This window comes from Bacillus carboniphilus (assembly GCF_039522365.1).
GTDB classification, from domain to species: domain Bacteria; phylum Bacillota; class Bacilli; order Bacillales; family JC228; genus Bacillus_BF; species Bacillus_BF carboniphilus.
The window spans coordinates 43731-65882 of sequence record NZ_BAAADJ010000017.1; the positions used below are offsets into that span (position 1 = coordinate 43731).

Here is a 22152-nt window from a genome sequence, read left to right on the forward strand (position 1 = left end):
AACCCATAACGGGTTATTTTTTAGCTCCTAATCTCTTTTCTCATAAATAAGAAATAGGACAAGCCGAAGCATAAAAGCGTTGCTGCAAATATTCCTATAAGTTGTGGTGTAATGAGCAATAGGCTCTGACCATACGGTAGTGCACTTGGGATCGCTCCTATAACCTGTTCCATAGTTAGAGGTCCTAAAGAGCGAACCGATGGAGTTAGAAGAGTAGTAGTTGCTTCACTGTATAGTTGGCTAGGTGATAGCCTCATCAAATTTTGTATAAACTCTTGGTTTTCAATCACTTGATTTGTGGATGGGATGGCTTGTTTTTTCTGAACAGCTTTGGAAATGACACTCACTAGCATTGAATAAAAGACAGTGAAGAATAACCACACAGCAATACTACTCAATGCTGAGGTTGCCGCCTGTTTAAAACGAATTGACAATAATATAGATAAGTTGACCCAAAACGCCACATAACAAACGCTTAACACAAGAAAACTTAATACTCTTAAAAACTCTTCAAGGCTGGGCGGTAAACCAATGATGAGAATTCCTAGAGCGATAACTAGGAGTCCCAGTGTAAATAAAAGGCTACTTATGATAAGCAACGCGGCTACAAACTTTGCATTTATAATATAATCTCTTGGAACTGGCTGTGAAACCAGTCGGCTTAAAGTTCCTTTATTATATTCAGAATTAATCGCATCAAATCCAAGAGCAATACCAAGTAATGGACCTATGAAACTTACAAAAATAAAGAACGGTGGGAGTGTTCCGTCTGAGATTGTAAATAACTTTAAAAATAAGAAGGCATCATCCGATTCAATCGCTGAAGCAGCTTCCCTTATTCCCGTTAAGGCGGTATACAGAGAACCTAAACATGTGAAGGCTAATAGGATTACTAAGATGTTAACTCTCCAGCTTGTAATATGGTCTGCTACCTCCTTTTGGACTAATACCCAAAAAGAGTGAGAAGGAGATGGTGATTTCTCCTTCTTATTTATGAAAAACATCCTGCTTTTTTCCTCTAATTTATCTATAATCCTCACTCATCCCTCACTCCCTTCAAAATATCGTTGATAAATTTCATCCAACCCTACTTTTTCCTGAGATATAGTTTTCAAGTGGACACCCGCTGAAATAATAACTTCTACAACTTTTTGTAAAGTGGATTCATGTACGCTCCAAATTGTTAGTTCATGTTCAGTAAGGACTGCTTTTCTTACTCCATTTAGCAGCTTTATTTCGTTCACTAAGGACTCTGTAAGCCCATTAGCTTTAATTTGAATTTGATGACCTTCCTCCCCTAGTAGCTTTTTGGCTAACGTTTCTATCGTTCCTTGGGCAAGAAGTTTTCCCGAAACGAATAGACCCACTCGGTCACAAATTTGCTGAACTTGATGTAAGTGGTGGGAAGATAATAATACAGTAATGCCTTTTTCCTTACTTAAGCTCCTAATCAGTTGAAGCAATTCCTGAACTCCTGTTGGGTCTATTCCAAGAGTCGGTTCATCTAGAATAATGACTTCTGGGTCCTTTATGAGTACATCAGCTAGCCCTAGTCTCTGTCTCATTCCTCTTGAATAGGTCCCAACCTTTTGGTTCATGGCATAGGATAAGCCAACCTGCTCTAGCAAGCCTTTAGCTTTCTCTTCAGCTTCTTCTTTTGGAAATCCATTTAATAAGGCTGTTAATAGAAGGTTAGACAGACCCGTTCGGTTCTCATAGAAACCTACTTGATCGGGTAAATATCCGACTTTTCCCTTTACTTTTATAGGCTCTCTTGTTGAATGAAACCCACAAACCTGAACAGTACCTTCCGATGGTTCAGACAAACCTAAAATCATCAATATAGTTGTAGATTTACCAGCACCATTTGGACCTAAAAGGCCAAAAACTTCTCCTTTCTTTATGTGTAAGTTAAGATGGTTAACAGCAACCTTATCTCCATACTTTTTAGTTAATCCTTCAATTGCAATAATGTCGTTCAAACTTATCTCCTCCCATACTTACGGATTAGATAAAAAATGCCTCCGATTACTCCTGCAATAATAAAGACACCAATCCATCCCCAAAGCATGGAAGTTTTTACCGACATACGAAATTGAGCAGAAGAACTAGACTCAGGTGCAGTCGCTTCCATTTCGACAACGTAATCCCCAGCGATCGCATTTTTACTAGCTTTTATCGTAGCTTGAATAGTTTCAGATTTCCCTGGTTCCAGCTTGTTGATTTTTTTAGGGTCGAATGTTACTTCCCAATTTGCTGGCTTGGAGGATGTTAGGCTAATATCCTGTAGAGGAAGGGTTCCTGTATTCTTTACAACTAAATCAATCGTCTTTTCGTCACCTGCTGTTATATCTTCACTTAACCTTCCAGATGGTGTTGATAATTCAATTCCATAACTACCTGTAATGGCTGCTTCTAAAACAAGTTCAGCTGAAGTAGATTCATTGGATGCTCTAACGGGAATCTGATAGGTGTCTGACTTTACGTTAGTAGCTGGTGAAACACTGACCTTTACATTTTTAGTAGCATTTGAGTCAACCGTTATCGAAGTCACACTTTTACCATCTACTTCAAAGTCAACGGTCCATCCCTTTGGTGCCTCTGCTATTAAAGCGTAGTGCTGTTCTTCTGCTGTTCTATTTTTAATTTCAGCAGTATAGTCAAAAGAAGAATCTGCATCTCCTTCTAAGTTAGACTGTTCCGTAGTCATTTCCGTTTTGAACGTTCCTTTTTCACTTACCGTTACCGATAACGGTAGCTCAGTTTCGAGACCAGAATTAGCCTCAGCCACTGCCTTAAATGTATAGGTTCCTTTTTCAACCTGAAGCGGAACTGTAATATTGACGGAAAGTGATTCTGACTCCCCGGGTTGAACAGAGATTTCCTGTAGATCCCAGCCTCCAGAGTTAATGGTGTATTCCCATTCCGGTAACAGCTCATTCATTGACACCTGGATAGATTGGTTAGAGCTGGTATGATTGATCACGTCCATTGAGTAATCAATCGTCTCACCTGGCGTAACTGATATACCTGTATAAGGAGTATAAAGTTCGATTCCTTCTGCTGCTACTCCTTTTGGTACCGGGAGTACTGCTCCCAACAATAAACCAACTAGAATAATAGAATGGAAAAGTTTTTTAAACATTTGATTACCCCCTTTAATGTTTTCAAACACAGTACGGGGAAGATCTAGAATTGGATTTACATTTTATAAAAATTTTTCAATTCTCTTTTCAAATGTTTAAAAGTTTGATAAAAAAATAGTTAATTACGTTTAATGCAGGTGAAACTATGAATGAAATTTCAAAGGATAACCAGTGTTTAATGGAAGGAATTCAAAACGGGTCGCTTGAAGCTTTTGAGAAATTTTACACCCAAAACTATGCTTTTGTTTACTCTCTGGCATATAAGATTCTGCAGGATACTCAAGCTTCAGAGGATGTATGTCATGACGTTTTTATTGAGATTAGTCAAAAAGCCCATACATACTCCAAAGAAAGAGGAAGTATTGAGGCTTGGCTAGCTGTAAGGACCCGAAGTAGGAGTATTGACTATATTCGAAAAAAGAGAGAAGTCTTGTCTAATGACATTGAGCGAGAAAAGGAAAACTCAAGAGACGAAAGAACATCTCCGGTTGACGAAAAAGTGATGGAAAATATGGATAGACAGTTAGTCTTATCTGCTTTGAAACAGTTACCTGAACCTCAGGCAAAGGCTATCTACGGAAACTACTATGAAAGCATACCTCATAAAGAATTAGCTTCGAAACTGAAACAACCACTAGGAACTGTAAAATCACTCATTCGATATGGAGTAAAGAATTTAAGAAAACAGTTAGAACAGGCAAAAGGGTTAAATTTCTTTAAGGGGGATGATCATCATGGGGTGTAATCATTGGTCAGATGAACAAATGATAGATTATATTTTAGATAATCATGATCCATTTACAAATGAATCCATAAATCATTCCATTAAAGAATGCCCACTATGTCAAAATCAATATCATCAATGGATAAGCATTCTTCCTACAAAAGAAGAAACATTGCAGCCGTCTGAGAAACTAAAACAACGAATACTAAAGAGTTTCACTTCACTTATAAAAAGGAAAAGGCGGAAAGTGAATTTTCCCATGGTGGCATTTAGAACAGCTAGTATTGCAACCGCAGCCTTTATTCTTGTTATCGTATTTTGGATGAAGGACACGGCGAGCTTACCAATGAGTCATCCTTCTGATGAACCCATTTTCGTGATGAATAATGACACGAGTATTTACGAGCTTGTTCCACATGTTAATCACAATATGAAGGGGTATGCTTGGATTAACGAACGGACAAAGGAATTATACCTGTTTGTAGATGGGCTCGTTCCTATTCATGACAAGGATTATCAAGCTTGGGTTAAAACCAGTAACCAGATACACGATGCTGGAGTTTTACAACTAATGGGGGAAAGTGGCCAGTTATACATTAAAAGTGACCCAATAAACCATGCTGAATATATTATTTTAAGTATTGAGCCAAAGGGCGGTAGTAAATCTCCGTCGGAAAAAGATTCATGGCTGATTAAACTGAATGCAAAGTAAAAACGGATAGGGCTCCCTATCCGTTTTATTAGTGTAAATGTTTATCTACATACTTCCCATGGTCAGGAATTGCAATTTGGTCAAATTGATCGACTAATTTCTTTAAATTTGTGGAAAGCTCTTCTCCAGCCATTGGCAAACCGTGACCGGTTATCGCTACTGATGGATTTAAAGCTTCTAATGTTCGTACGGATTGCCATGATGTATTCCAGTCTGGTGTTAAATATCTTGGCGGTCCACTGATTTCCTTTTCTTGAGTCACTACTTTATATAGAAACTCTTGCTTAACCGTGACAAAAGCATCTCCTACAATAAGAGCCCCATCACTCTCCCTGAATAAGGAAATATGGCCTGGCGTGTGACCAGGTGTATGAACCCATTTCCACCCTGGCATTTCAGGAATGGCCCCATTTTCAGGTAAAGCTTGGATATGTGTCCCGAGGTCGATCGCTTCATTTGGAAATAGGGGGGACATTTTCGCTACCATTCCGCCTTCTACTGTAGGATCAGGCTCTGGATAATTCTTTTCCCCCGTTAAAAAAGGAAGCTCTAATGCATGCGCATATACGGGTACATTCCAATACTCAATCAGTTCTATTAGCCCCCCAACGTGATCAAAATGGCCATGAGTTAATATAATCGCACTCGGTTTACTATTTGGCCCAAATCTTTCTTCGCTGACTCGAATGATGTCATCTTCAGAGTTTGGCATTCCTGCATCTACTAATACAAAATCACCTGTTTCTGGATTACCTACAAGAGCAATATTAACAATTTGAATGGTGTAGCTATATAGGTCTGGTAATACTTGTATACCAACACCACTTCCAACTGAAGTTGCCGGAATAAACTTATAATCCCTTCCATAGTGCATTTCTCGATCCATAAAATCCCCACTTTTCATAAAGGCATTAAGCATATTTTCTCTCAATTTTATAAGAAGTATGTGCCTCTCAAGTCCCTCATAAGGTTATGAAAAAATAGTCAAATGTTCATAATGATAATGCTAAACCTTAGGAGGTAATTTTATGGCTGTACGTTTGTTACTTCATTTTTTAAAACTCCCATTAGCTGGACGAATTCTGGCAATGGCCACTGTAACGATCCTATTCTTTGGAGTAACAATCCATATTGTCGAACCAAAGGTCTTTCCTACCATATTTGATGGCGTTTGGTGGGCGATTATTACAGCATCGACGGTAGGTTTTGGGGATTTCGTTCCTGTAACGGTAGAAGGAAAACTCGTAGGAATTATTCTAATCCTTGTTGGCGCAGGCTTTCTTTCAACCTTTTTCGTCACGCTAGCTGCTACAACCGTTCAAACACAGAATGCATTAAATCACGGGAAAGCTGCTTATAAGGGAAAAAGTGGTCACATGGTTATCGTTGGTTGGAACGAGAGAAGCCGCTATGTAATCAAACAGCTAATTAAATTAGACCCCTCAACACGGATTGTTCTGATTGATGAATCTTTAAATGAAAAACCAATTCAGGATGTCAATGTTCACTTTATTCAAGGAAGCGCTGACCAAGACAATATTTTAATAAAGGCTGGTATCAATGAGGCAAAAACGATTATTATTACAGCTGATCCAAGTGTAAGTGAAGTAGAGTCAGACATGAGGACGATTCTTCAGCTTATTGCAATAAAAGGGATTAACCCTTCTGTTTATTGTGTAGTAGAAATTTTAACTCAAAGACAAATTAACAATGCTAATCGAGCAGGGGCAGATGAAATTATTGAATCCAACAGTCTCTCTGGTTCAGTTATGATGAATACTATTTTAAACCAAGGTATTTCGAAAGCCCTTGATGTTATGTTGAATCAAAACCATGGAAGTAAGGTGGAATATAGACCTGTTCCAAGTGAATTATTGGGACAATCATTTAATATGTTAGTACAGAAATATTATAATGATGAGATTTTGGTTATAGGAATTAAAAAAAGAGGGGAAACATTTGTTAACCCTCCCTTTGACATGAAAGTGGAATACGGTGATGAGCTTTTGTTAATTTGCGGACATTATAGGAGTAGTTCTTCTAATTCCTGAACTAATGATTTTCCTAAATCAATATACTCTTTTGGAAAACTTGCATCACTGTCCACAGGCTCTTGGAACTGATTAACCATTGAAGAAAATACTCCCGTGTCGTCTCCTTTTTCATCAATTCCAATTTGGTATTTATGTGATAGTAAAAATGGTCTTCCTAATTCGACTGTGGTTCCTCTTGAATCTAATTGCCCATCAATCGCTTTAAAGGGTATACGTAAAAACTGGTAGCCTACTTTGTCATCGATTTTATAATCAAAGTAACCATGATCATAATCCCAGTTATCGCCGATTGAATACCCTCTTGGCTTTAAATCTTGTTCTAATCTATATAACGAAAATTGTACGCCCTCTAATTTAGATGGAATCTCAATCATGTTCAAAACTCCTTTTTTACCAATTGATTGAGTATAGTGTTTCCTAGAAAAGTGAAGATTATCAAATTGTTTTCTTTATATAAAAGGCTGTTTTCGTAAAGCTTGTTGTTATTTGCAATTATAATTCAACCGCAGTTGATTGGAGTGGAAGGTGCTTGACTCCTGCGGGAGGAAGGGACAAGGGAGACCCCGCAGGAGCGTAGCGACGAGGAGGCTTCCGGACCGCCCGCGGAAAGCAAGCACCTGCAACGGAAATCAACGTCCCTATTCAAAGAGTCATTAATTGTCCAAAAGCAACAAAGTATACGAAAACAGCGATATTAAAAGCCCACGTTGACAAAACGTGGGCTTTTTATAATTATAAACGCTGCTCTAATTTTTTCTTTTCTTCTTCAAATCCTGGCTTCCCGAGGAGAGCAAACATGTTTTTCTTGTAAGCTTCCACTCCTGGTTGATCAAATGGATTTACTCCTAAAAGATATCCACTAATCGCACAAGCCTTTTCAAAGAAGTACACTAAATAACCAAACGTATATTCATCTTGCTTTGGAATTTCAATAACTAAATTTGGCACACCGCCATCTGTATGTGCTAGCAGTGTTCCTTGAAAGGCTTTTTTGTTTACAAAGTCAACGGTTTCACCCGCTAAATAGTTTAGGCCGTCTAAGTCATTTTCTTCTGCCTCAATCGAAAGTTCGTGTCTTGGATTGGTTACATTAATAACCGTTTCAAATAAGTCACGACGACCCTCTTGAATGTATTGGCCTAGAGAGTGTAGGTCTGTGGAGAAGTTAGCGGATGAAGGATAAATCCCTTTCTGATCCTTCCCTTCACTCTCACCAAATAATTGTTTCCACCATTCAGAGAAGTACTGAAGACCTGGTTCGTAGTTAATCAATAGCTCCACTGTTTTACCCTTATTGTATAGAGCATTTCTTACAGCCGCATATTGGTATGCTATGTTCTCACGAAGATCCTCTTTTCCAAAGTCCTCTTGAGCTTGGCCAGCCCCTTTCATCATCTCCTCGATGTTAGCTCCGCTTACGGCAATCGGTAGCAGACCAACAGCAGTTAAAACAGAATAGCGTCCACCAACATCATCAGGAATAACAAATGTTTCATAACCATTCTCATCAGCAACCGTTTTTAATGCACCTTTCGCACGATCAGTTGTTGCATAAATTCTCTTGGCAGCAGTTTCCTGCCCATATTTTTCAACAAGAAGTTTGCGGAAAATACGGAATGCAATGGCAGGTTCTGTTGTTGTTCCTGACTTTGAAATCACATTTATGGAGAAATCTTTTTCCTTTAAGAGGTCCATAACGTCTCTCATATATGTAGAACTAATATTGTTTCCTAAAAAGATAACTTGTGGTGTTTTACGATCATTTTTTGATAACGCATTATAGAAGGAGTGATTTAACATTTCAATAGCTGCTCGAGCACCTAAGTACGAACCACCAATTCCAATCACTAGTAATACCTCAGAGTCTGCTTGGATTTTTTTCGCAGCTTTTTGAATTCGATTAAATTCATCTTTATCGTAATTCTCAGGCAGGTCAATCCATCCTAAAAAATCATTTCCTGCACCTGTTTTTTCATGTAAGGAACGATGTGCAGCTGAAACCGCATCTTGTAGGTATGTAATCTCGTGTTCTCCGAAAAACGAGAGTGCTTTTGTATAATCAAATTTGATATGTGTCATTTGGACCCTCCAATTATATACGTATTTGGTCAATTACACTTTACAGAAACAGTGTGAGAGAATCAAGTGATGTTATCGCCGGCTGGAAAAATAGTAATTAGTTCTGGAAACATTATGGTGCGTTTTTTGGAACAGTTGAGTTAGAATACTTATTTCTGTTCCGATTCTTACATTTTATGGAATTTATAGAACAGAAGTATCAACTTTCATTCCTTTTATTACTGTTTTTGGAAATAATGGAACATAAATGCCTTTTTTTGTTCCATGTTTTACAGTTTATGGAATAATCAGAACAAAAATCTTCGAAATCAACAGCAAAAATGAAAAAAGCACTGGAAAGATAACTTCTCCCAATGCTTTTCATGCCTCTTATAATGAGGCCTTTAATATACTTAGTACATCGTCTTTCTTCAATGTTTGGAAGTTTCCAAACTCTCCACGAGCCATTGCTTTATCAGCCATTTCATCTAGTTTAGAATCATCAATATCATAATCAGCTAATCGACTTGGCGCACCAATTGAACTCCAGAAGTTTCTTAGAGCCTCGACTCCCTGAAGCGCAACTTCTTCATCAGTTTTACCCTCAGGATTAACACCAAACACCCGAACAGCCAGTTGCTTCATACGAGATGGGTTGGTTGATAAGGTGTGCTTAATCCAATTTGGGAAAAGGATTGCTAAACCACCAGCGTGCGGAATGTCGTACACTGCTGAAACGGCATGCTCAATATTGTGAGTTGCCCAATCTCCTCTATATCCCATTTGCAACATACCATTTAGAGCAATTGTTCCGTTATATAGAATCGTTTCCCTTAGTTCATAGTTTTCTAAGTCATCAATAAGTTTAGGAGCAACTTCTATAACTGTATTTAATACGGCTTCGCACATTCTATCTTGAAGAGGAGTGTTCGAAACATTATGGAAGTATTGTTCTAGAACATGTGACATCATATCGACCATTCCATATACTGTTTGGTCTTTTGGAACCGTAAATGTATTAGTTGGATCTAGAATAGAGAATTTAGGGAATGTAAGTGGGCTTCCCCATCCATACTTTTCATGTGTTTCCCAATTTGTAATAACTGACCCTGAATTCATTTCAGACCCTGTTGCAGCTAGTGTTAATATAGTACCGAATGGAACCACTTCTTCTGGAATGTGTTTTTTCAGAACAATATCCCACGGATCACCATCATACTTTGCTCCGGCAGAAATAGCTTTCGTACAGTCAATAACACTACCTCCACCCACCGCAAGTAAGAAATCAATATTTTCTTTTTTACAAATATCAACACCCTTACGAACTGTGGATATACGTGGATTGGGTTCAACACCTGGAAGTTCAAAAATGTCAGCATCTATTTCCTGAAGAGTTGCAATCGCCTTATCATACAGACCACTTCTTTTGATACTTCCACCACCATAAACTAGAAGTACTCTTTTTCCGTATGTTGGGACTTCATTTTTTAGCTCTTGTAGTGTATCTTTACCAAAAATTAACTTAGTTGGATTGTAATATGTAAAATTTTGCATATATATCGCCTCCTTGTTTATTATTATGCGTTAGAAAAATTTCAATTGCAAAGATGAAAGCCCGAATATTATATTTCAAGATTCCTTCGTTTACTATGCATAAAAAATAAATAATTGATTCAAGATAAGCATGTATTCATCCAACGATAAGGAGGAGTCATCATGAGTGCCATTCAACGTATTGCACTTGTTCTTACTATTATTGGTGCTATTAACTGGGGGCTAATTGGGTTCTTCCAATTTGACCTAGTAGCTTCCATCTTCGGTGGCCAAGATAGTGCACTTGCACGACTCATTTATGGCCTCGTAGGTATTGCGGGTCTGATCAACCTAGGGCTACTTTTCAAGCCGAATGAGGAACTTGAACGTGAGCCTGAAGCAAGAACTACAAGATAATTGATATAAAAAGGTGATAAAAAAAGCAGCTACTGTTGAGAAATAGTAGCTGCTTTTGTTTCATTATGATAGTACTTTTACAATTCGCTCAATAGCCCAATCTAGCTCATCTTTTGAAATGACTAAAGGAGGAGCAAAACGAATCACTGTATCATGCGTTTCCTTACAAAGAAGTCCTTCTTCTTTAAGTGCCTCACAATATGGGCGTGCTGCTTCCGTTAACTCGACTCCAATGAAAAGTCCTCTTCCTCTTACTTCTTTAATACGAGGATTCTGAATTCCCTTTAGCTTTTGGATAAAATACCCTCCAAGTTCTAAAGATCTTTCATCTAGCTTTTCATCTACTAACACTTCTAAAGAAGCAATAGACACTGCACATGCCATTGGATTTCCACCAAAGGTAGAACCGTGAGAACCAGGATTAAAGACTCCTAGTACATTTTTATTTGCAACCACGCAAGAGATAGGGAATACCCCACCACCAAGTGCTTTTCCTAAAATATACATATCTGGATCTACTTCATCCCATTCACAGGCAAACATTTTTCCTGAACGGCCTAAACCTGCTTGAATCTCATCAGCAATGAAAAGAACATTATGTTTTTTACAAAGCTCGTAAGCTTTTTTCAAAAATCCTTCAGGTGGAATGACGATTCCCGCTTCTCCTTGAATGGGTTCAATTAAAAATGCTGCTGTATTTGGTGTAATAGCATTTTCTAAAGCGTCCAAATCTCCATATGGAATTAAATTGATACCTGGTAGCATTGGACCAAAGCCACGTTTATATTCTTCCTCAGAAGAAAGCGAAACCGCTGTCATTGTACGGCCGTGGAAGTTACCTTCGCAAGCAATAATTTCTGCTTTATTTTCTTCTACACCTTTAACATCATAAGCCCATCTTCTCGCTGCTTTAATTGCGGTTTCAACAGCCTCTGCTCCGGTGTTCATAGGAAGTGCCATTTCTTTATTTGTTAACTCACAAATTTTTTCATACCAAGGCCCTAATTGGTCATTATGAAAAGCACGAGAAGTTAAAGTTACACGATCTGCTTGCTCTTTAAGTGCTTCGATAATCTTAGGATGACGATGTCCTTGGTTTACCGCAGAATATGCACTTAACATATCCATATATCGATTGCCCTCAGGGTCTTCAACCCAGACACCTTCTGCTTTAGATATCACGATAGGTAGTGGATGGTAATTGTTCGCTCCATATTTCTCTGTGACTTCTATCAAGGATTTTGATTGAGTATTTGTTGCCATATAAATCCCCTCCTAATAAAATACATCTTTCTCTATTGTACCCCGAAAGCGCATTCATTTGAAAGACGCTTTATTTATTCAGCCTTTTGGAAGAATATGCGGAAGGAAGGCGGGATAAAATGGTGTGGATAGTTCTGTTACATAACACCCAGCAACCTAGGACGACCCGAAAAAAGTTCAAAAAAAATAAGCCAACTGGCTTATTTTTTAATTAAATCTTCTCTTTTAGATTGTTCGATCCACTCAGTTAGCTTATCTTTAAGTGTATTGAATCCACTTGGAGATTCTTGTTCTTGAACTTTAGCTGGACGAGCTGCTTTTGGTTTACGTGCAGCTTGAGGAGCCGCTTTTGGTGCCTCTTGAGTCGCCTTGATAGAAAGAGCAATTTTGCCGCCTTCTTCGTCTACAGACAATACTTTAACCTGTACTTCATCTCCCACTTTCAAAAATTCGTTAACATCTTTTACGAATCCGTGTGTGATTTCAGAAATATGAACAAGACCTTGAGTTTCTTCGTCTAATGCAACGAAAGCACCATAAGGTTGAATTCCCGTTACTTTACCTGTGTGTACTGAACCTACTTCATATTGATTTGCCATGGTAACACTCCTAATATACTATTTATCCTTTTGCAAGCATTTATAGATTATAACACAGGTATGGGATGTGAGCAAAAAAAGGTCGGTTTTGGATTTTATTGGAAAGGAATTGGTGAAAGTGGAAGAAATAGATATGAATGTATAAAAGTAATGAAATTTGGAAAAAACTACTTTTAAGGCTTTCTAGTATTCCCCCTTTTTTTTGGCAGATAAGCGATTCGCTTATCTGTTTTTTTATTTCCTTTGATTGATTTGAAAGCAATGGGTAAAATAAGAAAAAATACTATAGAGGGTGGTGCAGCTTGACAGCAACAGCATTTGTAAAACCAATAAATGGCACAGACCTTTATTATGAGTATTATCAACATCCATCTTCTCGAGAAACGATTGTTTTAATACATGGCTTTCTTTCTTCAAGCTTTAGTTTTCGGCATCTCATTCCACTTATAAAACAAGACTATTCTGTTCTTTCTGTTGATGTTCCACCTTTTGGGAAAAGTGGCAAGTCTATAAGTTTTACTTATTCTTACGAAAACATGGCCAAGACCATTCTCCATTTATTAGAGGAACTCGACATCGACCAAGCCACCGTTATGGGGCATTCTATGGGAGGACAAATTGCATTAAATATCGCATATTTAAATCCTGTAGGTGTAAAGGGAGCTGTTTTACTTTGTAGTTCCTCCTACCTAAAAAAAGCAAAACTACATTTAAAAATGTCCAGCTATATTCCTTTTTTCCACCATTATGTAAAGCTTTATCTTTCCCGCTCTGGTGTGAGAAAGAATTTACAAAATGTTGTTTACAATGCAGAAATGATTAACGATGAAATGTTATTTGGGTATTTACAGCCGTTTTTAGATGATGAAATTTTCAAGGCGCTAACCCGAATGATTCGCCATCGTGAAGGAGATCTTCCTCCAGAAAAGCTGCAGAAAATTACTACCCCTAGTCTTTTAATTTGGGGAGAACACGACCGTGTGGTTCCGCTTCATATCGGGAAAAGGCTTAATAAAGATTTACAGAACTCCCATTTAGTCATATTAAATGACGCCGGACATCTTGTTCCAGAAGAGAAACCAGAAGAGGTTCACAGGCATATGTCTAATTTTATACAATCGATAAGTTGAAAAACCGAGTTCCCAATGAACGGAACTCGGTTTTTATACGCAATCAGACATTTCACGAATGTGTATTAGCTCTTTCGCCACTTCCTGACACTCTGAAAGGGGCAACCATTTTTCGAAAGAATGTTCAAAAATGAGCTGAATATCTTTCCCCAACTTATTAAAATCTTTGTGCTTATGAACAGCCTGGATAATATCGGCGATTTCAGTCTCATATTCACCAAATCCAAATGGATCCCACTCATATATCCGCTTTCTCATTGCTAGATGTGCTTCTTCTACTCTCACCGTCATCACCTTATATTTCCATTTTTCTTATATCTATTTTATCATAAAAGGACAACCACTATATAGGAAAGGGGTTTTCAAATTGAGAGACTTTGAAACAGTAATCCCAAGATTAGGTACCTACTCTGTAAAATGGGATGGAGTTGAACATGTTTTCGGTAGGCCAAACTTACATCCAATGTGGGTTGCTGATATGGACTTTAAGCCCCCACAAGAAATTATACAAACAATAAAGATGCGATTGGAACACGAGATATTTGGTTACACCATGACACCGGATTCACTTAAGAAAGCCATTTGTAATTGGCAAAGAAAAAAATATAAATGGGATGTTCAAGAAGATTCAATATTAGTCAGTCCTGGAGTTGTCACTTCCATTGCTACAGCTGTTCAAGCTCTTAGTGAAGAAGGAGATAAAATATTAATGCATTCCCCTGTTTATCCACCATTCTTCAGTATCCCTGAAGCAAACGCTCGTCAGGTTGTGTATTCAACCCTAATCGATGAACTGGAACAGTATCAAATAGACTGGGCTGACTTTGAAAATAAACTAAAGGATGGAGTTAAGCTATTTATCCTCTGTCATCCTCACAATCCAGCGGGAAGAGTATGGACTCAGGATGAACTACAAAAGATGATAGATCTCTGTAAAAAGTACGAAGTCATTATTCTTTCAGATGAAATTCATTGCGATTTAACATTACCTGACTATCAACATATACCATTAGCTACTGTTGATCCATCTTACCAAGACCAAATCATCACGTTTATTGCACCAAGTAAAACATTTAATCTTGCTGGTCTCCAAGCTTCATCCATCATTGTGCCAAATGAAGAGTTACGAACAAAACTAGAAACTATCCAAGGGAAACAGGGCTTTCATTTCTTAAATATTTTTGGAGCTGTTGCTATGGAAGCTGCTTATACACACGGAGAAGCATGGTTAGACGATTTGTTGAAGTACTTACAAGAGAACGTTCAAGTAGTCCAGACATTCTTAAAAGAACGACTGCCACAAATTAAAATGAAAACTCCAGGTGCCACTTATCTTTTATGGTTGGATTGCAGAGAGCTTGGAGTCGAGCAAGACGCTTTAGTCAATGCTTTGTTAGATGTGGGGGAACTAGCTCTTGAAAATGGAGAAAAGTATGGTCCTACAGGAAAAGGATATGTTCGGATGAATATTGCTTGTCCGAGGGCTTTGTTAGTGGAAGGTTTGGAGAGGTTGGAGAGGGCAATATCGGATTTATATAAATAACGATATAGGGTGGAGTAAATAACATCTCCACCCTTCTGCTTGCATGTGATTACGTAAAAGAAACTACCTTATGTATTAAATACCTTATCAACATCTTCTACATGAGTAATTTTATTTTTATAATTGAAGTAACTAATAATCAAAAATAGGATTAATCCTGGTACAGATATCCAGATAATTGGTATAACTAGCATTATCGCACTAAACAATATTAGTAATTGAAGTAAAGTAGTTAGTTTGTTAAACATAAACTTCTGTATACCTGCTGCCAAGGCAACAATACCGATAGAAGCTGTAAATATATCCATAATGATTACAAAAATATCCCCTTGTAATAGTAAACTGTTGTCAATTATAAACAAGTACGGAACAATAAAGGCAGTAATACCTAATTTTAATGCTGTCCAAGCAACCTGCATTGGTCTTGCTTTTGCTAATGCTGCTCCAGCAAATGAAGAAAGTGCAACTGGGGGTGTAATGGTAGAGATGCATGCAAAGTAAAAGATAAATAAATGGGCTGATAACTGGGGAACCCCCATATTTATTAACGCTGGCGCAACTGTACTAGCAGCTAGGGCATAAGCCGCAACAGTTGGTAATCCCATACCCAGAAGGATACATAGGATCATAACCAATACTAATCCAATCCATACTACTCCTCCGGAAAGTGCTATTAAAAAGTCAGCTAATATTCCACCTAAACCTGTAAGAGCAAATACTCCAATTATTATCCCAGCACTTGCACAGGTAGCAGCAATAGACGCCATACCTTTCATTGCATTACTAATAGAGACCCAAATTTGCTTTGGTCCAATTTTATTCCTAGTAAACCAACTCATTATGATTAGTACTCCTATTGATAATAAAGCGGCTCGAATAGGTGAGTTATTTAAAACAATCAGCGAAAACAGTAAAACAATGAGTGGCGTTATTAAATACCCTCTTTCCTTTAAAACAGCCTTAATATTAGGCAGTTCATCCTTAGATAATCCCTCTAGTTTCTGTTTACCTGCCTCAAAATCCACCATGCACAAAACAGCAAAAAAGTATAAGAAAGCTGGTACAATAGCAGCAATGACTATGGAGGTATAGGGTATTCCTGTCATATCTGCCATGATAAATGCCCCAGCACCCATTACTGGAGGAAGTATTTGTCCTCCAGTTGATGCAACTGCCTCTACTGCTCCAGCAAATTTTGGTTTATATCCTACTTTTTTCATTAAAGGAATAGTAAATGCCCCTGTACTAGCAACATTGGCTACTGCACTTCCATTTATACTTCCCATTAGAGCACTTGAAAGGACTGCAACTTTTGCTGGCCCGCCTCTGAACCTACCTGCTATTGCATAGGAAAGATCCATAAAAAACTTCCCTGCTCCAGAAACCTCTAAAAAGCTACCAAAAAGTATAAATACAAAGACATAAGTAGCTGCTACACCTAATGGAATACTAAATATCCCATCCATACTAAATGTGTAGCTTAATATCCTTTCAATGCTGTATCCTCTGTGCCATAATTCGTTTGGAAAATATGAACCAAAATATGCATATAGTAAAAAAATTACTGCAATAATTGGTAATGCAATTCCAGTAGTTCTTCTAGTCATTTCTAATAAACCGACAATAGCAACTATTGCAAAAAACAAATCCAAACCAGTTGGACTTACACCTACTCGATTCAACATTTCTAAATAGTTTAATGCTATATAGACAGCTGCTCCTAGGAGCAATACTGCCATAACTAGGTCAAAAACACTTGGGTTTTTGTCCGTGTTTTTTTTAAGTGCAGGATATAATAAAAAGCAAAAGGCTCCGGCAGATCCAAAATGGATGGCACGAAATACCCATGGGTCAATTGGATAAACCGATAAAATAAAAACATGGACTAGCCCTAAAACCCCTCCTAAAATAAAGGCTAGCTTTAAATAGAAAGAGCTTAACTCTCTCTCTCCACGTTCAAAATCTTCTAGGTTAACTTTATTTTCAGTACTCACGGTTGGCCTCCTTTTGGAGAGGGGGAGCCCCTCTCTTCTTATTCTTTTGGATAAACTGAATCTGGTAGTTCAATACCTATTTCTTCATAATATCTAATAGCACCAGGATGCATCGGTACACCAGCTAAAGCTTCTGGAACCACTTTAGGGTCCAATTCAGCCGCTGATTGATGAACCTTTATCAGTTCTTCTTTGCTTTCAAAGGTTGCTTTTACAAGTTCATAAACAAAGTCTTCAGATAAATCTTTGTGTGTTATAAACGCACTATAAATCGTAAGTGTAGGTATATCTTCGGTCTGACCCTCATAGCTATTTGCCTCAATTACTCCATGTGTGATTCCATATTTCCCAGCCAATTCTGCTGATTTTTCACCTACACCAACAATGTTTACCTTATCAGTACTAATCATTTCCACTGCTGTTGGATGACCCGTTGGAGCGAACGCAGATGCTACATCAAGTTGGCCATCACGCATTAGATTGGTATATTCGTTGTATCCACCATTTACAATCCTTCCTAGCTCAATTCCTAAATCTTCAAACACCCTTTGTCCATAATAATCCGGAGTTCCCCCTGCTGCTCCTGTACCAATTCTCTTTCCAGCAAAATCTTCAATGGACTTAATGTCTGCACCAGGCATGGCCCACCAATGCAAATAACTTTTGTACATTGGGAAAAGTGTTCGTATATTTTCATATTTTTTCTCTGCCCAACCAATTCCGTTATATCCTTCATAAGCTGGTCCCATTGTAACGAGACCAATTTCAGACTCTCCTCTATCAACTAACTCAATATTAGGAATTGGACCACCTGTTGCTTCTACGTTAGACTGGATATTCAGTTTTTTTGAAACGATATCCGACCAACCTGTAGCATAAACGTGAAAAGTCCCCCCAATCGTTGCTGAGGAAACAGATATTCCTTTTGGCCAATCATTCCCTGACCCACCACTTGATTGGTTACTACAACCACTCAAAAGAAACGCCATGGTTAAAGCAATGCTAACAAATATAAGTGATTTAAACTTATGCATTTCATTACCTCCCAAGGTTTTTTCTTATTCAAAGGTTTAAAGCGTAAAAGCAAAAGTATTATATTTCTAAAATTCTGTATTTTCTTGAAATATCCTTCGTTTTGACTCAATTTTTTTAAAAAAAGTTAACAAAGTAAGCGATTTCATTTTTTGGTTAGTTTTACATTAAGTGTTAAATAGGGCCTACTCCTCGTGAATAATGTAGTTCCACGAGGAGTGGCCCATTCTGCTATGAAACTGAATCCATCTCAACCTCTTCTTTCACACTGTGGCCCAAGACATCTTCAATTACTTCTAATATTCTAGTATTATCTTCATTGGCCATACCCTTACTCATTCCCATTGCATAAACCTGTTGAGTTAAGCTCGTAAATAGCATAGGGGTCCCCATCTTTTGAGCCATTTCAAGAGCAATCGAACAATCCTTGTACATTAACCCTAAAGTGAAGTTTGAATTAAAAGCTCTATTTAGAAAATATTTGGGAAACCGAACAGTAGTTATATGACTTGCTCCACTACTATTGTTTATAGCCTCGGTAAAATTCTCGGGCTTAACTCCTTCTTTGTGAGCAATAACTAATCCCTCACAAGCCGCTATTAAATTCGTGGCATTTAATAGATTATTTAAAGCCTTCATTGCATGACCTGTACCTAGCTTTCCCGTGTGAAGAATATCAGTCCCTAATTGGTCTAATATAAATCGACATGAATCTATGACTTCTACATCGCCACCAACCATTATGGAAAGTGTTCCGTTGGCAGCAGCACCTGCCCCCCTGCTAACAGGGGCATCTATCATGTATGCGCCCTTTTTTTGAAGAGCTGATCCGACTCTTTCTGTAGTAGAAGGTGTGGAACTGGATAACTCTATTAGAATAGCTCCCTCTCGAACTCCTCCAAGGAGCCCACTTTCACCAAAAACAACATTTTCAACAATTGCGCTATTTGGAAGTGAGGTGAGAATGATATCACATTGTTCTGCTAGTGCCTCTGGAGATACGGCCCTAATGGCACCTTTATCCACCAACCTTAACATGGCTTCTTCGGAAATATCATTAACAAATAAATCGTTCTCTAGAAGGAGCAAGCGTTCACACATCCTTGATCCCATTACACCAAGACCTATGAAACCAATTTTCTTAAACCCTTTTTCTATCATGGTATCCCCCCATCCATCTTTGAATAAATTGGACAATCCTCATATTATCTTCCTGCCTCATGTTATGGCTTGCAGCCCATCTATAAATCTCTTTAGCTTTACTTGCAGCAATTGGGGCTAACCCCGATTCATATGCAATCTCCGTTCCGATTTTGATATCTTTTAACATTAGTCCAAGTGAGAATTGGGAATCAAATGTATCAGGCAATACATATTTCAGAAAATGATTGGAGGTCATATAGCTTTCCCCGCTACTAACATTGATGACCTCCAACATAGTTTCCATTTCAATCCCTGCTTTCACACCTAAAGTGATCACTTCCGATGCAGCAATTAAATTACATCCTAGCATCATCATGTTAATGGCTTTTACACAGTGTCCTGCTCCTAGGTCTCCTACATGTATAATATCCGTCCCTAAGCATTCTAGGAGTGGCCTACATCTGTCTAAAACCTCTTCCTTTCCACCTACTAAAATAGAGAGGGTTCCATTTTCTGCTGCAGGCACTCCTCGGCTAACTGGGGCATCAATTATACTTCCATTTTTCCGCTCTATTTCTACTGCTATTTTCCGGGTAGTAGAGGGCTTTGAAGTTGTTGTTTCAATCACGATGCTATTGGATTGCAGTCCTTCTACTATCCCATTTTCACCTATCACACATTTTTCCACTGCATCAGGATCGGTTACACACACAATTATGAACTCACTGCATTGGGCCACTTCAGCTGGTGATGTAGCACAGAGTGCACCGATTGCTTTTGCTCGGTTCATAGCCTGGGCATCGATATCATAAGCTGTAACACTATATCCTCTTTGAACCAGCCTTTTTCCCATTCTTGAACCAATTTCTCCAAATCCAACAATTCCAACCTTACTCAAATTTATCTCCTCCTTACTGCTCTTCTACACGTTATTAACCTTTTATTTTCTGTGCTGGAAGGAATCTCTTCGGAATGAATACAGTGCGTTAGGGTCAACCTGAACATCAACAATCGCAGGTGCATTCGCCTTAAGTGCTTCTTCAATTGTTGCCTCTAAATCTTCTGCCTTTTCTACACGGAAACCTTTTGCACCAAATTCCTCAGCAACCCTGTCATATCGTGGGTTAACTACATCAGCTCCAATATATCTTTCACCGAAGAAATCTTTTTGATAGGCTTTTTCCGCTCCCCAACAGTGGTTATTCATGACAATTGTTACAGTATTCAACTTTGCTTCAACTGCAGTACTAATCTCAGACATTGTCATTCCGAATCCGCCATCTCCCATTAAACTAACGACAGTTCTTTCAGGATATGCTGCTTTTATTCCTAAACCTGCTGCAAATGAGAAACCGACTAATCCAAAGTCTAATGGAGTAAATAAGCCTGGTGACTGATAGTAATTCAAAGAGTCTGTAGCTTGTAGACATAACGTTCCTGCATCTAATGTATACATCGCGTCTTTAGGAAGGGTATTTCTTAAGGCCTGGAATACTTGGGCTGGCTGAATTGGGTTTGGATTTGCATCAACTGCTCCTTTCCTTTCTCTCTCATCTAATAATTGATTGCGATTTTGATGGAATTGGTCCGTCCATTGTGCTACATATGAATTACTATCTTGATTACCTAAGCCTTGTAGAAGTTGTCTTGTAACATTACCTACATCACCATATATTCCTATGCTTACAGGGAAGTATCGAGATAAAGAGGCTGGCTCGATATTGACCTGAATAATTTTTGCATCTTTATTTAAATTGTCGTAGGAGTAGAAAGTTGAATTAAACCCTAGACGAGTTCCTAAAGCTAATATGACATCCGCTTCCCGTGCTAGGTTTGTTGCGACAACATTTCCTCTTGGCCCAACCTGACCTGCATATAAAGGATGGTCACAAGGAACAGCGTCACCATGACCAGCAGCGGTAGCCAAAGGTGCGTTTAATCGCTCCGCAAGTTCTAGAACATCTTTCTGAGCTCTACTCCATTTAACACCTGCTCCTGCAATAATTAACGGCTTCTCTGATTGTGATAATAGTTTGATAGCTTCTTCTACCTGCTTAAGATCACCGCTTGGTGCACTTGCAGACATATATTGGTCTGGTGTTAAAAATGCGCTATATTCATTTATTTCAGCAAAGATATCTCTCGGTATATTTAAAACAACTGGCCCTTTCCTACCTGTTTGACTAACTCTGAATGCTTCTTGAAGCATTTCAGGGATTCGATCAGCTCTTGGAACAGTCCATGTCTTTTTAGTAACTGGGGTGAACAACGCTTGCTGATCCACCTCTTGAAAGGCATCTCTATATTTATGGTTAGAAGCAATTGAACCTGCAATTGCTACAACAGGTGAAAATGCATGGTAAGCTTGCGCTAGACCTGTAACCAAATTTGTTGCCCCCGGTCCACTTTGCCCAGCCAGAACGACACCTGGTTTACCAGTAGCTCTAGCATAAGCATCTGCCATATGGGTTCCTGTTCTTTCATCACGGACTCCGATATATTTGATTTGCTTAGAATCGTATAAAGCATCAAACATTTCCATGGTAGAAGATCCTATCAGTCCAAAAACATGTTCTACTCCCTCTACTTCCAGCGCTTTTACTGCCGCCTGACCCCCTGACAATAGTAATTTTCGATTTTGTTCAGTTACTGTTGAATTTACATTCATTTTATCTCCACCTTTTTGTTTGTTTTAAATATAAAAAAGCCCAGTATAAAAATCTGCGTTCTGCAGTTCTTATACTGGGCTTATTCGCTAATTAACGTAAGATTTATTCAATCCTCGCCAACAAATAACCAGTTAA

Annotated in this window: 21 protein-coding genes; 6 read left to right on the forward strand and 15 right to left on the reverse strand. The window is 38.3% G+C overall.

What is annotated here, in order from left to right; all coding sequences use genetic code 11:
* Nucleotides 1-20: 20 nt before the first annotated feature.
* The 3 genes from ABDZ91_RS08215 to ABDZ91_RS08225 are packed head-to-tail and all read right to left on the reverse strand — an operon-like array spanning nucleotide 21 to nucleotide 3145.
* Nucleotides 21-1004 (reverse strand): ABC transporter permease, encoded by a 984-nt coding sequence (locus ABDZ91_RS08215; RefSeq protein WP_425541809.1) that lies wholly within the window; start codon nucleotides 1002-1004, stop codon nucleotides 21-23.
* 36 nt (nucleotides 1005-1040) lie between these two features.
* On the reverse strand, nucleotides 1041-1988 hold the full coding sequence (locus ABDZ91_RS08220) for an ABC transporter ATP-binding protein (protein ID WP_343798192.1): 948 nt from the start codon (nucleotides 1986-1988) through the stop codon (nucleotides 1041-1043).
* Nucleotides 1985-3145: a COG1470 family protein gene (locus ABDZ91_RS08225; RefSeq protein ID WP_343797967.1), complete on the reverse strand. Its 1161-nt coding sequence runs from the start codon at nucleotides 3143-3145 to the stop codon at nucleotides 1985-1987. Before ABDZ91_RS08225 ends, ABDZ91_RS08220 begins: the two co-directional genes overlap by 4 nt.
* Nucleotides 3146-3291: 146 nt before the next feature.
* On the opposite strand from ABDZ91_RS08225, the gene ABDZ91_RS08230 reads away from it, so the two are divergent.
* Nucleotides 3292-3891, forward strand: a complete 600-nt coding sequence (locus tag ABDZ91_RS08230) for an RNA polymerase sigma factor (protein ID WP_343797969.1) — start codon at nucleotides 3292-3294, stop codon at nucleotides 3889-3891.
* The gene (locus tag ABDZ91_RS08235) at nucleotides 3881-4582 is read left to right on the forward strand and encodes an anti-sigma factor domain-containing protein (protein WP_343797971.1); all 702 of its coding nucleotides are present in this window, start codon (nucleotides 3881-3883) and stop codon (nucleotides 4580-4582) included. The genes ABDZ91_RS08230 and ABDZ91_RS08235 overlap by 11 nt, the downstream gene beginning before the upstream one ends.
* Before the next feature lie 28 nt (nucleotides 4583-4610).
* Here ABDZ91_RS08235 and ABDZ91_RS08240 read toward each other — a convergent pair whose 3' ends face one another.
* The gene (locus tag ABDZ91_RS08240; protein WP_343797973.1) at nucleotides 4611-5468 is read right to left on the reverse strand and encodes an MBL fold metallo-hydrolase; all 858 of its coding nucleotides are present in this window, start codon (nucleotides 5466-5468) and stop codon (nucleotides 4611-4613) included.
* 142 nt (nucleotides 5469-5610) lie between these two features.
* Here ABDZ91_RS08240 and ABDZ91_RS08245 point away from each other — a divergent pair, with 142 nt between their 5' ends.
* Nucleotides 5611-6633, forward strand: a complete 1023-nt coding sequence (locus tag ABDZ91_RS08245) for a potassium channel family protein (protein ID WP_343797975.1) — start codon at nucleotides 5611-5613, stop codon at nucleotides 6631-6633.
* Here ABDZ91_RS08245 and ABDZ91_RS08250 read toward each other — a convergent pair.
* The 3 genes from ABDZ91_RS08250 to ABDZ91_RS08260 all read right to left on the reverse strand — a co-directional run bounded on the left by ABDZ91_RS08250 (nucleotide 6606) and on the right by ABDZ91_RS08260 (nucleotide 10248).
* Complete coding sequence (locus ABDZ91_RS08250; RefSeq protein ID WP_343797976.1) at nucleotides 6606-7010, reverse strand: YugN-like family protein; 405 nt, start codon at nucleotides 7008-7010, stop codon at nucleotides 6606-6608. The two genes, ABDZ91_RS08245 and ABDZ91_RS08250, sit on opposite strands and share 28 nt — an antisense overlap.
* A 358-nt stretch (nucleotides 7011-7368) precedes the next feature.
* Entirely contained in the window at nucleotides 7369-8715 is a 1347-nt protein-coding gene (locus ABDZ91_RS08255; protein WP_343797978.1) for a glucose-6-phosphate isomerase, read from the reverse strand.
* Nucleotides 8716-9084: 369 nt separating this feature from the next.
* Nucleotides 9085-10248: an iron-containing alcohol dehydrogenase gene (locus ABDZ91_RS08260; protein ID WP_343797980.1), complete on the reverse strand. Its 1164-nt coding sequence runs from the start codon at nucleotides 10246-10248 to the stop codon at nucleotides 9085-9087.
* Nucleotides 10249-10410: 162 nt separating this feature from the next.
* On the opposite strand from ABDZ91_RS08260, the gene ABDZ91_RS08265 reads away from it, so the two are divergent.
* Nucleotides 10411-10644, forward strand: a complete 234-nt coding sequence (locus ABDZ91_RS08265; RefSeq protein WP_343797982.1) for a DUF378 domain-containing protein — start codon at nucleotides 10411-10413, stop codon at nucleotides 10642-10644.
* Between the two features lie 63 nt (nucleotides 10645-10707).
* On the opposite strand, the gene ABDZ91_RS08270 is transcribed toward ABDZ91_RS08265, so the two are convergent.
* Nucleotides 10708-11907, reverse strand: a complete 1200-nt coding sequence (locus ABDZ91_RS08270; protein WP_343797984.1) for an ornithine--oxo-acid transaminase — start codon at nucleotides 11905-11907, stop codon at nucleotides 10708-10710.
* Between the two features lie 200 nt (nucleotides 11908-12107).
* Nucleotides 12108-12506, reverse strand: coding sequence for a S1 domain-containing post-transcriptional regulator GSP13 (gene yugI, locus ABDZ91_RS08275; protein ID WP_343797986.1), 399 nt, complete (start codon nucleotides 12504-12506; stop codon nucleotides 12108-12110).
* Between the two features lie 302 nt (nucleotides 12507-12808).
* On the opposite strand from yugI, the gene ABDZ91_RS08280 reads away from it, so the two are divergent.
* Entirely contained in the window at nucleotides 12809-13636 is an 828-nt protein-coding gene (locus ABDZ91_RS08280) for an alpha/beta fold hydrolase (protein WP_343797988.1), read from the forward strand.
* A gap of 33 nt (nucleotides 13637-13669) precedes the next feature.
* On the opposite strand, the gene ABDZ91_RS08285 is transcribed toward ABDZ91_RS08280, so the two are convergent.
* The gene (locus ABDZ91_RS08285; RefSeq protein ID WP_425541803.1) at nucleotides 13670-13921 is read right to left on the reverse strand and encodes a DUF1871 family protein; all 252 of its coding nucleotides are present in this window, start codon (nucleotides 13919-13921) and stop codon (nucleotides 13670-13672) included.
* 82 nt (nucleotides 13922-14003) lie between these two features.
* On the opposite strand from ABDZ91_RS08285, the gene ABDZ91_RS08290 reads away from it, so the two are divergent.
* Nucleotides 14004-15179: a MalY/PatB family protein gene (locus ABDZ91_RS08290; RefSeq protein ID WP_343797990.1), complete on the forward strand. Its 1176-nt coding sequence runs from the start codon at nucleotides 14004-14006 to the stop codon at nucleotides 15177-15179.
* A 68-nt stretch (nucleotides 15180-15247) separates the two neighbouring features.
* Here ABDZ91_RS08290 and ABDZ91_RS08295 read toward each other — a convergent pair whose 3' ends face one another.
* From ABDZ91_RS08295 to ABDZ91_RS08315, 5 genes are all read right to left on the reverse strand, one after another.
* Nucleotides 15248-17173 carry a TRAP transporter permease gene (locus tag ABDZ91_RS08295; RefSeq protein ID WP_343797992.1) on the reverse strand — a complete coding sequence of 642 codons (1926 nt, stop codon included), beginning with the start codon at nucleotides 17171-17173 and terminating at the stop codon, nucleotides 15248-15250.
* 38 nt (nucleotides 17174-17211) lie between these two features.
* Nucleotides 17212-18207 (reverse strand): TAXI family TRAP transporter solute-binding subunit, encoded by a 996-nt coding sequence (locus ABDZ91_RS08300; protein WP_343797994.1) that lies wholly within the window; start codon nucleotides 18205-18207, stop codon nucleotides 17212-17214.
* A 229-nt stretch (nucleotides 18208-18436) separates the two neighbouring features.
* The gene (locus tag ABDZ91_RS08305; protein WP_343797996.1) at nucleotides 18437-19366 is read right to left on the reverse strand and encodes an NAD(P)-dependent oxidoreductase; all 930 of its coding nucleotides are present in this window, start codon (nucleotides 19364-19366) and stop codon (nucleotides 18437-18439) included.
* Nucleotides 19347-20252, reverse strand: coding sequence for an NAD(P)-dependent oxidoreductase (locus ABDZ91_RS08310; protein WP_343798195.1), 906 nt, complete (start codon nucleotides 20250-20252; stop codon nucleotides 19347-19349). Before ABDZ91_RS08310 ends, ABDZ91_RS08305 begins: the two co-directional genes overlap by 20 nt.
* 36 nt (nucleotides 20253-20288) lie before the next feature.
* The gene (locus ABDZ91_RS08315; protein WP_343797998.1) at nucleotides 20289-22016 is read right to left on the reverse strand and encodes a thiamine pyrophosphate-binding protein; all 1728 of its coding nucleotides are present in this window, start codon (nucleotides 22014-22016) and stop codon (nucleotides 20289-20291) included.
* Between the last annotated feature and the right edge of the window lie 136 nt (nucleotides 22017-22152).

Coding starts and splice junctions, on each gene's coding strand:
- ABDZ91_RS08245 (WP_343797975.1), top strand. CDS start 5,611: ATGGCTGTACGTTTGTTACTTCATTTTTTAAAACTCCCATTAGCTGGA.
- ABDZ91_RS08255 (WP_343797978.1), bottom strand. CDS start 8,715: ATGACACATATCAAATTTGATTATACAAAAGCACTCTCGTTTTTCGGA.
- ABDZ91_RS08305 (WP_343797996.1), bottom strand. CDS start 19,366: ATGATAGAAAAAGGGTTTAAGAAAATTGGTTTCATAGGTCTTGGTGTA.
- ABDZ91_RS08240 (WP_343797973.1), bottom strand. CDS start 5,468: ATGGATCGAGAAATGCACTATGGAAGGGATTATAAGTTTATTCCGGCA.
- ABDZ91_RS08230 (WP_343797969.1), top strand. CDS start 3,292: ATGAATGAAATTTCAAAGGATAACCAGTGTTTAATGGAAGGAATTCAA.
- ABDZ91_RS08270 (WP_343797984.1), bottom strand. CDS start 11,907: ATGGCAACAAATACTCAATCAAAATCCTTGATAGAAGTCACAGAGAAA.
- ABDZ91_RS08315 (WP_343797998.1), bottom strand. CDS start 22,016: ATGAATGTAAATTCAACAGTAACTGAACAAAATCGAAAATTACTATTG.
- ABDZ91_RS08260 (WP_343797980.1), bottom strand. CDS start 10,248: ATGCAAAATTTTACATATTACAATCCAACTAAGTTAATTTTTGGTAAA.
- ABDZ91_RS08215 (WP_425541809.1), bottom strand. CDS start 1,004: ATGTTTTTCATAAATAAGAAGGAGAAATCACCATCTCCTTCTCACTCT.
- ABDZ91_RS08265 (WP_343797982.1), top strand. CDS start 10,411: ATGAGTGCCATTCAACGTATTGCACTTGTTCTTACTATTATTGGTGCT.
- ABDZ91_RS08225 (WP_343797967.1), bottom strand. CDS start 3,145: ATGTTTAAAAAACTTTTCCATTCTATTATTCTAGTTGGTTTATTGTTG.
- ABDZ91_RS08250 (WP_343797976.1), bottom strand. CDS start 7,010: ATGATTGAGATTCCATCTAAATTAGAGGGCGTACAATTTTCGTTATAT.
- ABDZ91_RS08235 (WP_343797971.1), top strand. CDS start 3,881: ATGGGGTGTAATCATTGGTCAGATGAACAAATGATAGATTATATTTTA.
- ABDZ91_RS08300 (WP_343797994.1), bottom strand. CDS start 18,207: ATGCATAAGTTTAAATCACTTATATTTGTTAGCATTGCTTTAACCATG.
- yugI (WP_343797986.1), bottom strand. CDS start 12,506: ATGGCAAATCAATATGAAGTAGGTTCAGTACACACAGGTAAAGTAACG.